Origin of the sequence: Clostridium simiarum (assembly GCF_018919175.1) — a bacterium.
In the GTDB taxonomy this organism is placed as follows: Bacteria; Bacillota; Clostridia; order Clostridiales; family Clostridiaceae; genus Clostridium_L; species Clostridium_L simiarum.
This window is the reverse complement of the sequence record NZ_JAHLQL010000001.1, coordinates 1,391,247-1,403,227: the sequence shown is the minus strand read 5'-3', so window position 1 is coordinate 1,403,227 and position 11,981 is coordinate 1,391,247. Positions and strand designations below refer to the sequence as shown.

The window sequence follows — 11,981 nt, the reverse complement described above, 5'->3', positions numbered from 1 at the left end:
ATCAATCTGTAGCACTATAAATTATCATACCCTTTACCTTATGGATATTTTAGAGTAAAATTATATTAACAAATAATTTTTAAAAATAGCTAAATGAGGTGATATGGTTGAAAATATTTGAAAGCTACAAATTGAAGGATATAGAGTTTAAGAATAGAATAGTTTTACCACCTATGTGTATGTACGGTACTGACCAAGAAGGGCTGGCAAAGATATTTCATTTTATTCACTATACAGAAAGGGCTATTGGAGGAGTAGGACTTATAATCTTAGAAGCCACAGCCGTTACACCTAATGGGAGGATAAGTAGTAAGGATTTAGGAATATGGAGTGATAACCATATAGAGACTTTAAAAACCATTGTGGAGTCAGGTCAAAAATATGGCTCTAAAATGGCAATACAATTAGCACATGCAGGAAGAAAATGTGAAGCAGAAGCAGACTATATAGTGGCTCCAAGTGCTATAGCTTTTAGTGAAAATTACAGAGAACCTAAAGAACTTTCAAAGGAAGAAATAAAAGAGTTAGTTAAAGTTTTCAAAGATGCTGCTATTAGAGCTGATAAAGCAGGTTTTGATATGATAGAACTTCATGGGGCTCATGGTTATTTAATAAATGAATTTTTATCTCCCTTAACTAATAAAAGGGAAGATGAATATGGCGGAAGTACTGAAAATAGAGTGAGATTCTTAAAGGAGATATTAGAAGAAATAAATAAGGTATGGCCTTCTAATAAGCCTATAGGTCTTAGGGTTTCTGCTTCTGATTATGCAGAGGGTGGAGTAGATATTAATGAAATGGTAAAAATAATTGATATGATAAAGGATAAGGTGGATATAATCCATGTAAGCTCAGGGGCAGTAGTACCTACGCCTATAAAGACTTACCCTGGATATCAAATTAAGTTTGCAGAAGAGATAAAACATAGGTGCAATATACCCACTATTGCAGTAGGATTAATAGAAAATCCTGATATGGTTGAAGAGATACTTCAAAATAACAGAGCAGATATGGTAGCTTTAGGCAGAGAATTATTAAGAAACCCTTATTGGGTTCTTCAAACGGCTTATGAAAAAGAAATAAACATGGAGTTTCCAGAGCAATATATAAGAGCTTTTAAGTAGTTTTTTAAAAGTATTTTTAAGTTATATATTATGTAAAAATTAAATATTATTTTACCTGAGAATTTGAGAAGGTGCATTTGAATATAAGTCAAAGGCACCTTTTTGCTATAAATTAAAACTATTATTCAATATGAAAGGGTGAAGGATATGTATGATGTAAGTATTATTGGTGCAGGAGTTGTAGGTTCTGCTATAGCAAGAGAATTATCAAAATATAATTTAAACATTTGTCTTATAGAAAAAGAAGATGATGTTACAACTGGAGCATCTAAAGCTAATAGTGGAATAGTTCATGGGGGTTATGCAGCTAAGTATGGAACCTTAAAGGGGGAGCTTTGTGCTAAAGGAAATAGTATGTATAAAGAATTAGAAGAACAATTAAATTTTGGATATAAAAACACAGGAGCTTTAGTTATTGGTTTTGATGAGAAGGATGAAAAAACCATTAAGGGTCTTTATGATAATGGAATAAAGATAGGCTGTGATGATTTAGAAATCATATATAAGGATAGGATAAAAGATATAGAACCACATATAAATGATAAAGTTAAGGTAGCTTTATATGCAAAAAGTGTAGGGGTTACCTCACCTTATGAATTTACCATAGCATTAGCAGAAAATGCTATTGAAAATGGGGTTGAATTAAAACTTGAAACAGTTGTACAGCATATTGAGAAAAAAGAAGGTTATTTTATAATAAAAACAAATAGGGAGGATATAGAAAGTAAATATGTAATAAATGCAGCGGGACTTTATAGTGATAAGGTGGCTAATATGGTGGGACTAAATGATTTTACCATAGTGCCAAGGAGAGGACAATATCTATTAATGGGAAAAGACCAAGGTCATCTTGCAAAAACAGTAATATTTCAGGTTCCTACTGAGAAGGGAAAGGGAATACTAGTAACTACTACTTATCATGGTAATTTAATGATTGGACCTAATGCGGAAGAAGTAGATGATGTAATGGATGTAGCTACAGATATAGAAACTTTAGAAAGGGTTTTGGAAACTGCAAGAATGTCTATACCAGATTTTGAAGTTAAAAGAACCCTTACAACATTTTCAGGCATAAGAGCTATAAGTAGTACAGGAGATTTTATAATAGAAGAAAGTAAGGTTAAAGGTTTTATAAATGTTGCAGGTATTGATTCACCAGGACTTACTTCGTCACCAGCTATTGCAAAACTGGTTGCTTCAATACTTAAAGACTCTGGTTTATCATTAAAGGAAAAGGAAAACTTTAACCCCTATAGAAAGCCAATAATCATAGAAAAACATAGGGATTTTGATGGTAAAATTGATGATGAAAATCCAGAAAAAAATATAATTTGTCGTTGTGAAAAGGTTACAGAATCAGAGATTATAGATGCTATGAATAGAGGAATTAAAATAAAGTCTACAGATGCTATAAAAAGAAGAACTAGAGCAGGAATGGGACAATGTCAGGGGAATTTTTGTCAAAAAAGAGTAAAGTCAATAATAGCAAGAGAAATTGGAATACCTATGGAAGAGGTAACAGTAAGAGGAAGTTCCTCTGAAATTAAGGTAGAAAGAGCTGATATAAATTTAGTTAGAAAGTTAAAATAATAGATTTTAGCTAAGGGATATTGTAAATATGTGAGTTTTATAAGATAATATAGATATCAGTGTTTAAAATATATAGTATTTAAAGTAGTATTGAGGAGAAAAAGCATGACTATTAAGAAAAAAGTTACAATATCCCTTATTATGATATTAATATTATCATCTTCCATTTGTTTTTTATTGTATAAAAGAAATTATAACTTAAAATATAAAAATATAAATTTTAAAAGTATGAAGGTTATAGATTACATAAAATCAGCAGATGAGGCTAGCAAAGGTAAGTTACAGGTTAATTGGAAACAAATGGCTGCGTTAGACGCAGTGAGATATAAAAATAATCTTTCAGAATCCACTGAAGAATCTAGATTAGATCTTGCTAATATGTTTTTAGAAGAGAATAAAGGAGAATTTAAAGTTAAAAATAGTAATTACAGGATTATATCAATGGATGAAGTTATGACAAAGCTTGAGTTTAAGGAAAAGGAAAAAGAAAGAGCAAATAAATACTTAAAAGATTTAGAGTATAGAGGACTTTTGAAAGAAGAGTTAGATAAAGATAGTGTACAAACAGACTTTATTAATAGCATTAAAGAAGGTGCCATTGAAGGGTATACTAGATACGGAATTTTTCCGTCAGTTACAATTGCACAAGCTATTTTAGAGTCAGGTTGGGGCAAGTCAGATTTAACTGTAAAAGCCAATAATCTTTTTGGAATCAAAGCAGATAAAGGTTGGAAGGGAGAGAAGGTCTCCATGAAAACCTCTGAATATAATAATCAGATTATAACAGATAACTTTAGAGTATATAAAAGTATAAATGATTCAATAACAGATCATAGAGAGTTTTTATATAACAACCCAAGATATTCTAAGGCAGGAGTTTTTCAAGCCACACATTATATAGAACAGGCTCAAGCTATAGAAAAGGGTGGATATAGTACAGTAGAGAATCATAAAGGTGAAAAAGTTTACTCTGATTTATTAATAACATTAATAAGAGATTATAATCTTCAACTAGTAGATTATGAAGTTGAAATGAAATATTTAAAAGGTGAAATACGTTAATTTGTAAAATTAAATTAATATCTATGAAATTTGTATTAAATACTATTTAAATTATATGAAATTTATTGTATCATGATATAATTATATCATGATACTTTTAATTTTGGAGGTATAACATGGAGTTTCAATTAGGAATAGATAAATATATAGTGGATAGAATAGAAGAAAATATAGTAATAGCTGAAGATAATGAAGGGAATATAATTAATATACCCTTAAAAAATTTTAAACATCCTATAAAAGAAGGGGATATTATATTTAAGGAAGGAGAAACTTATTTTAAGGACCCTGTGCTTACAGAAAATAGAAGAAAATATGTTAATGATTTTATGAAAGGTATGTGGGTAGATGAATAATGATATGACGGATAAAATTGATGATATTGGAGAGTCAAATGATAATTCACAAAATGAAAATAAATTTATGAAGTTTTTTACTGAGTGGATCTTACCTATATTTTTAGCTCTTATAATAGCAGGACTTATAAATAAATTTTTAATATTTAAAGTGTATATACCATCTGAATCTATGTTACCAACACTTAAAGTAGGGGATCAACTTTTTGTTACTAAGATATATAATACAGAAAAAATAGAAAGAGAAGATATCATAGTATTTTACTCTAATGAATTAGAGGATCTTTTAATAAAAAGGGTAATAGGATTACCAGGTGATACTGTGGAGATAAAAGATGATGGAAAGGTCTTTGTTAATGGAGAGGAACTTAAAGAAGAATATGTTAAACATCAAGATGATCGTGGAGGAAAGTTTAAGGTTCCAGAAAATAAGTTTTTTTTCTTAGGAGATAATAGAGCTAATTCTAAGGATAGTAGATGGTGGAAAGACCCATTCATAGATAAGTCTGATATAAAGGGGAAAGCTCAAGTAAGAGTATATCCTTTTGATAGGGTTGGTATGGTAAGGTAATTCTAACAATTAAAAGTTAACTATAATTAAAATTAAAAATTAATTTATAAAGAGGAATATAAGTAATTTCCGTCTAATATGAAAGGGGTTGGGATGACAATGATATCTAGAAGGATAGATGAACTAAAAGATGAGATCATAGAGTCTACAAGAGAAGTATTAATGATAAAAAGCGTTGAGGATGAACCCTCAGAAAATGCTCCTTTTGGTAAAGGTGTTTCTAAAGCCTTAGAAAAGGCTTTAGAAATAGCTAAGAATCTAGGTTTTAACACAGTAAATATGGATGGGTATGTAGGCTATGCAGAATATGGTGAAGGTGACGATTATATAGGTGTTTTAGGTCATTTAGATGTAGTTCCAGAGGGGGATGGATGGATTTATCCACCTTATGGAGCTGAAATTCATGATGGAAAAATATATGCTAGAGGAACTTTAGATGATAAAGGTCCTATGATGGCTGCACTTTTTGGATTGAAGGCTATTAAAGATAGTAATTTACCTATTTCTAAAAAGATAAGAATTATCTTTGGAACTAATGAAGAAACTGGTTCAAAAGATATGGAGTATTATATGGAACATGAAAAAGCACCCTTAGCTGGATTCACTCCTGATGCTGAGTATCCTATTATATATGCAGAAAAGGGTGGAACTGTATTTGATATTGTAAAACCTATGGTTTCTTCAGAAAATGAAGACTTTAAAGTGAATTATATTAAAGGTGGACATAGAGCCAATATGGTTCCAGATTATTGCGAGGCTTCTTTATCAGGTTTTTCTTATAAAAATTTAGAAGCCTACATAAAAGAATTTAATAAAAGAGAGGGTTTTAAAGTAGAATTAGAAGATAAACCTAAAGAAATAATTATAAAGACCTTTGGAGTTTCAGCTCATGGAAGTGTCCCACAGTTTGGTAAAAATGCTATAATGCTTATGATTGAGATATTAGCAGGATTGGAGCTTTCAAATTCCACATTAAAAGAGTTTGTAGATTTTTCTAATAAGTATATAGGTCATGAGGTTTATGGAGAGAGCTTTGGAGTAGGATTAGAAGATGAGGTTTCAGGAAAGTTATCCTTTAATGTAGGCATAATAGATTATCATGAGGATAAGCTTACTATGACTTTAAATTTAAGATATCCTGTTACCTTTAAATTAGAGGATATGACAGAGCCTTTTAATAAGAGATTAGAAGGTACTGATATAAAAATAGAAAACTTTGAACACCAAAACCCATTGTATTTTCCAGAGGACCATGATTTAATAAAGACTCTTCAAAGGGTTTACAAGGAACAAACAGGTAAAGAACCAGAGCTATTAGCTATAGGTGGTGGAACCTATGCAAAGGAAATACCTAATATAGTTGCTTTTGGACCTATATTCCCAGGAAAACCTGATTTAGATCATCAGGCTAATGAGTATATAGAAATAGAGGACTTAATTTTAAATGCTAAAATATATGGTAATGCTATATATGAGCTTGCAAAATAGACATTAGAAAGGAAGTGTAAAATAGCTTTGTTTTAAGATTTAATCTAGCTTAAGATAAAGTGGATAGGATGTTTAATGACAAGAAGTTTAAATATAGAATGTTTTATTTAGTAGGAGTAATATTCGTAGTACTGCTTATAAATTATTTCACTACAAATTTAAGTACAAAGCAAATACCTTATAATGAATTTTTAACTTTACTTCAAGAAAATAAGGTAGAAAAGGTAGTTCTTCAAAGGGATAGAATACTTATAAAGGCTAAAGAAGATACTGAATATGCAAATAAAGCTTTATATACAGGAAATCTTAGAGATCCTAATCTTGTAAATATATTAAATGATGCAAAGGTAGAATTTAATGCTGATGTACCAAATAATAGCCCTATTTTGGATATAGTATTGACTTGGGTAATTCCATTATTTATTTTTATGATGCTAGGAAGGCTTATTTTCGGAAGAATCGATAAAAAAATGGGTGGAGGAGTTATGTCCTTCGGTAAAAATACTGCAAAGTTATATGCTGAAAATGAGACAGGAAAAACCTTTAGGGATGTAGCAGGACAGGAAGAAGCTAAGGAATCCTTAGTTGAGATTGTTGATTTTCTTCATAATCCTCAAAAGTATGCAGAAATCGGAGCTAAATTACCTAAGGGGGCTTTACTTGTAGGACCTCCAGGTACAGGAAAGACTTTGCTTGCTAAAGCCGTAGCAGGGGAGGCGAAGGTTCCATTTTTTTCTATGTCTGGTTCTGACTTTGTTGAGATGTTTGTGGGAATGGGAGCATCAAGAGTTAGAGATCTTTTTAGACAGGCGGAAGAAAAAGCTCCATGTATAATATTTATTGATGAGATAGATGCTATAGGAAAAAGTAGAGATGGAGCTCTGCAGGGTAATGATGAAAGAGAACAAACTTTAAACCAATTACTTTCAGAGATGGATGGTTTCGATCCTTCTAAGGGAGTTGTAATTTTAGCAGCTACAAATAGACCAGAAGTCCTTGATAAAGCTCTTTTAAGACCAGGTAGATTTGATAGAAGAGTTATAGTAGATAGACCTGACCTTAAGGGGAGAGAGTCTATACTAAGGGTTCATGTAAAAGATGTTAAGCTAGGAGATGATGTAGATATATCTTCTTTAGCAAAAGCTACCCCAGGAGCTGTGGGAGCAGACCTTGCAAACATAGTAAATGAAGCTGCTTTAGGAGCAGTAAAAAATAATAGAAAAGTAGTAATCCAAGAAGACTTAGAAGAGGCTGTAGAAGTGATAATAGCTGGTAAAGAAAAGAAGGATAGAATAATGTCCGATAAGGAAAAGAGAACAGTGGCTTTCCATGAAGTAGGTCATGCCCTTGTAGCAGCTATGCTAAATAATACAGACCCTGTTCATAAGATAACAATAGTTCCAAGAACCATGGGAGCCTTAGGCTATACCATGCAACTACCTACAGAAGAAAAATATTTAGTTTCTAAAGAAGAGATGATTGACCAAATAACAGTTATGTTAGGAGGAAGAGCTGCAGAGGAAGTAGAGTTTAATATGATATCTACAGGAGCTTCCAATGATATAGAAAGAGCTACACAAACAGCTAGAAGTATGGTTACTATTTATGGTATGACGGATAGATTTGACATGATGGCCTTAGAATCTATAAGTAATAGATATTTAGATGGTAGACCAGTTCAAAATTGTAGTGCAGAAACTGCAGCAATGATAGACAATGAAACTTTAAGTATAATAAAAACTTGCCATGAAAAGGCTATAGAGATATTAAAAGAAAATAAAGAGCTTTTAATAAAAATATCAGAATTCCTTATTGATAAAGAAACCCTTACTGGTGAAGAATTTATGAATATGATAAATGAATATAGAGAAAAAAATAATTTACCAAGGATAGGGAAAGAAGAAAATCATAAGGATACAAAGGTAGAGCCTACTGTTATAGAAGAAGAGCCTATAAAACCTATTACTGATTAAAGTTTTATAGCACTTATAAAGAGCACTTCTTTAGGATAGCCTAAAGTTAAGTGCTCTCTCTATTTAAATTAGTATTGAAATATTATAATTGTAGAAATTTATGATATAATAAAATACTATTAATACTTTGAGAAAGTTTTAGATAAGTCTTTTAAGAAAGGAGGATATAAGGAGCATTAATGCTTCTTATACTTTGATTATGGAAAGAGAAGATATAAAAAGAGAAGATAGAGAGCTTCAATTAGCTATGGAAAAAATAAAGCTAGAGGATACAAAAAAGATAATAAATGTTGAAATAATGAAATATCTAGATAAGAGAAAAAACATATCTAATTATATATTAGATTATAGAAAAAATGTAATAGAAGAGTTTAGAGATGATGAAGATAAGATAATCGAATATTTTGACCATGAAAGATATGTAAAGGAAGAAGCTTTTAAAACCATAGATAGAAGGTTAAAAGAGCTTACACAGCTAAGGGTATCACCTTATTTTGGAAAGGTAAAATTTAAAGATGATGATTATAATATGGAGGAAGAAATATACATTGGTAAGTTTGGAGTAACTCCTGATGGATATTTTGAGCCGGTTATAGTTGACTGGAGGGCTCCTGTATCCTCGTTATTTTATGCAGGTACTACAGGAAGTGCAACCTATGAATCACCTGGTGGAAAGATAAATACTGAAATAATTGGAAGAAGACAGTTTATAATAAAAAAAGGTGAGCTCCAAGGAATGTTTGATTCAGACTTAGATATAAAGGATGAGATATTACAAATAGTATTAAGTAGTAGTAGTGGAGATAAGCTTAAAGATATAATAATGACTATACAAAAAGAACAGGATATGATAATAAGAAGACCGAGAAGTGAGATAGTGGTAGTAAATGGTGTAGCAGGAAGCGGAAAGACTACAATTGCTCTGCACAGAATAGCATATCTTATGTATAATCACAGAAAACTTTTAGAAAATAAGGTTTTAATATTAGGACCTAATAATATATTTATGGAATATATATCTACGGTACTTCCAAGCTTAGGAGAGGTTTCAGTAAAACAACAAACCTTCAAAACTTTTGCAGAAAACATATTGGATTTAAAAGCAACCACTATGAATTTTAAAGACTATATTGAAGCTGTAATAAAAGAAGATGGAGATTTAATTAGTAATATAAATTATAAAAATTCAAAACAATATAGAGAGAACTTAGATAAAACTCTAGAGGATCTAAATAAAAATTATTTTTCAATAAAAGATGTGATGTTTAAAGAACAAACTATAGTAGATAAAAAGGAAATTGAAGAAATGTTTTTTACTCATTATGCTCATATGCCTCTTTTTAGAAGAAGTAAAAGAATTAAAAGAGTTTTAATCACTAGAATAAAAGATAAGAGAGATGAGTATTTTAGAGACATAGAGAAAAAATATAAACTTATTAAAGAAAGATTAACAGAAGAAGAGAAAAACCTTCAACTAAATTCCTTAGAATTTAACAGAAAAATAGAAATAAGAGAACTTATAAGAGAAGTAATGAAAGCCAAAGAAGAGCTAATTTGGCTTCATAATGAATCTGTAGAGGAGATATATGATAGATTAAATCACAATAAGCCTTTTATAGTTGACGATTTAGCTCCTATGCTATATATAAAATTAAAGCTAGAAGGTATAAAACTTGAAGATGACATAAAACATGTGGTTATAGATGAAGCTCAAGATTACAATTCTCTTCAATTTGAAGTAATAAAACATATTACAAATTGTAAATCCTTCACTATTGTGGGAGATAGCAATCAAAGGCTTGTAAATACTAAAGAAAAAGCAGCTATGACAGATTTAAATGAAATCTTTAAAGAAGATTCTATAGAGTATTTTAATTTAAATAAGAGTTATAGATCTACAGAACAGATAATGGATTATGCTAATAAATATCTAATAGAGGATAAGATAGTGCCTTTTGTAAGAGAAGGTAAGGAAGTAGAACAGAAAAGCTTTAGTAATAAAGAAGAGCTTATAGGTAAGATAAAGGATTCTTTAGAAGACTTTAAAAATAAAGATTATGAAACCATAGCTATAATATGTAGAAATGAAGAAATCATAAAGTTATTAGAAGAGCCTTTAAAGAGAGAGACTTCAATAAAAGTTATAGGGTCAGAAGATACTATATATACTGGAGGAGCTGTTTTAATACCTTCCTACTTTGCAAAGGGATTAGAATTTGATGCAGTAATTGTAGTAGATTATAAAAGCCATAGAGAAGAAGATTTAGTTAAGTATGTAATGTGTACAAGAGCCTTACATGAACTAAAAGAATTTCAAATATCTTAACAGTAGATACATTAAAGGATGAGTATATAATATCTACTCATCCTTTATTAAAATTAATACATTTACATATAGGAGGAAAATAACTAATAGATTATAGGGAAATTATAAGTTATCATTTAGGTATTATTATTCATAACATTCTATTTTTTCGATAGTTTCCTTATAAACCATATCTAACTTATCAAAATCCATACTCTCTATATAGAATTTTTCTAGCTCATTACGGATGGTTTTAACATCAGATAAAAGGTTAAGTGCTTTTCCGGAAAGTTCATAGAAAAGTTTTTGGCTGTAAGCTATTTCCGCCTTGTATTTATTCAAAAAGTTCTCATCTAAGAATTCATTCATATTTATTTCTTTTCCATTTAAACTTTTTTTATTTATTTCATTTGAGGTTAATAGGGCTATAGATAGCTCTGGAATTAATATATGCTCTATTCTAGTAGGTATAAAAGGATCATGAAAAACTTCTACATACATACCTCTTTTAAGAGCTTCCTCTCCTATATAATTTAAAATATTAGTCTTTCCAGTACCTGGACCTCCTTTTAGGATATATACCTCCTTATAATTTTTATATAAGGTATCCACAAAGGTTACTATTCCACTAGGAGTAAAGGCTGTGGCAAATAGATGTCTAACAGTACCTAGTTCACATATTGGCATAGGAAGCAATTTGTTTTTAAAGTCTTCCTTAAGTAAATTTATTTTAGAAAGATTTAAAGCGGTATTATTTAAACTACTCCAATCTTCATGAACTACTCTAGCAGCACTTAAATATTTATAAGCACGTTTAAAGCACATACTTACATCTTTGCTTATACTCATTATAAGATCCTTTTGTTCTTTTATCTTAGTTTCATCCCAGTACTTGCCTACATCTAATATTTCGTCTACAGCTCCAGGGGTTTTTGGGTCTACTACATGGGGAGCAGTTCCATCTAGCATAGCTACATTAAGCTCTTTTATTACTATACCGTCAAGAGAATCACTATCTGATGAGCAATGATGAAACTCTATGTTATAGCCCTTTTCATTAAAATACTTACCTATCTTTTTTAACATGGAGGATTTACCTGTACCAGGACCACCCTTTATACATATAATTTTATTAGCTTCCTTTTGAGATAATATATAATCAAAATATGAAAAAAAACCTTCTGAACTATTACTACCTAGAAACATATGTCTTTCTGTACCTTTCATTAAATCACACTCCTAAATTAAAAATTAATACATATATATGAATATGCATTTTATTAGGTGATTACTTATAATATTTTAAAAAAATAATAGGTATTTATTACATAGTATTAGATATTTTAATAAGTATATTACTTTAATCATATATTTTTATCTTATAAATTATAGAAGTTTTTATTTTTGAATCTTATTAAAAATTCAAAGATACTTAATGTCCGAAATATAACTTTATATGATGATTACCACTTTAAATATGAATAAGTGAAAAAATGATAAATTTCTGTTTTT

General features: G+C 30.0%; 9 protein-coding genes. 8 read left to right on the top strand and 1 reads right to left on the bottom strand.

The window, feature by feature from the left end; all coding sequences use genetic code 11:
- The first annotated feature begins 107 nt into the window (after nucleotides 1–107).
- The 8 genes from namA to KQI89_RS06605 all read left to right on the top strand — a co-directional run bounded on the left by namA (nucleotide 108) and on the right by KQI89_RS06605 (nucleotide 10,490).
- Nucleotides 108–1,124: an NADPH dehydrogenase NamA gene (gene namA, locus KQI89_RS06640; protein ID WP_216456410.1), complete on the top strand. Its 1,017-nt coding sequence runs from the start codon at nucleotides 108–110 to the stop codon at nucleotides 1,122–1,124.
- 147 nt (nucleotides 1,125–1,271) lie between these two features.
- On the top strand, nucleotides 1,272–2,714 hold the full coding sequence (locus KQI89_RS06635; protein ID WP_216456409.1) for an NAD(P)/FAD-dependent oxidoreductase: 1,443 nt from the start codon (nucleotides 1,272–1,274) through the stop codon (nucleotides 2,712–2,714).
- Between the two features lie 105 nt (nucleotides 2,715–2,819).
- The gene (locus tag KQI89_RS06630) at nucleotides 2,820–3,776 is read left to right on the top strand and encodes a glycoside hydrolase family 73 protein (protein ID WP_216456408.1); all 957 of its coding nucleotides are present in this window, start codon (nucleotides 2,820–2,822) and stop codon (nucleotides 3,774–3,776) included.
- A gap of 116 nt (nucleotides 3,777–3,892) precedes the next feature.
- Complete coding sequence (locus tag KQI89_RS06625) at nucleotides 3,893–4,132, top strand: DUF3006 domain-containing protein (RefSeq protein ID WP_032122293.1); 240 nt, start codon at nucleotides 3,893–3,895, stop codon at nucleotides 4,130–4,132.
- 4 nt (nucleotides 4,133–4,136) lie between these two features.
- Nucleotides 4,137–4,703, top strand: coding sequence for a signal peptidase I (gene lepB, locus KQI89_RS06620; RefSeq protein WP_042439641.1), 567 nt, complete (start codon nucleotides 4,137–4,139; stop codon nucleotides 4,701–4,703).
- Nucleotides 4,704–4,796: 93 nt separating this feature from the next.
- Nucleotides 4,797–6,191 (top strand): dipeptidase PepV, encoded by a 1,395-nt coding sequence (gene pepV / locus KQI89_RS06615; RefSeq protein ID WP_216456407.1) that lies wholly within the window; start codon nucleotides 4,797–4,799, stop codon nucleotides 6,189–6,191.
- 68 nt (nucleotides 6,192–6,259) lie between these two features.
- The gene (gene ftsH / locus KQI89_RS06610; RefSeq protein WP_042439455.1) at nucleotides 6,260–8,164 is read left to right on the top strand and encodes an ATP-dependent zinc metalloprotease FtsH; all 1,905 of its coding nucleotides are present in this window, start codon (nucleotides 6,260–6,262) and stop codon (nucleotides 8,162–8,164) included.
- A gap of 199 nt (nucleotides 8,165–8,363) precedes the next feature.
- Nucleotides 8,364–10,490 (top strand): HelD family protein, encoded by a 2,127-nt coding sequence (locus tag KQI89_RS06605; protein WP_216456685.1) that lies wholly within the window; start codon nucleotides 8,364–8,366, stop codon nucleotides 10,488–10,490.
- Nucleotides 10,491–10,616: 126 nt separating this feature from the next.
- Here the strand turns inward: KQI89_RS06605 and KQI89_RS06600 are convergent, their stop codons facing one another.
- Nucleotides 10,617–11,696 carry a PRK06851 family protein gene (locus tag KQI89_RS06600; RefSeq protein ID WP_216456406.1) on the bottom strand — a complete coding sequence of 360 codons (1,080 nt, stop codon included), beginning with the start codon at nucleotides 11,694–11,696 and terminating at the stop codon, nucleotides 10,617–10,619.
- Nucleotides 11,697–11,981 lie beyond the last annotated feature (285 nt).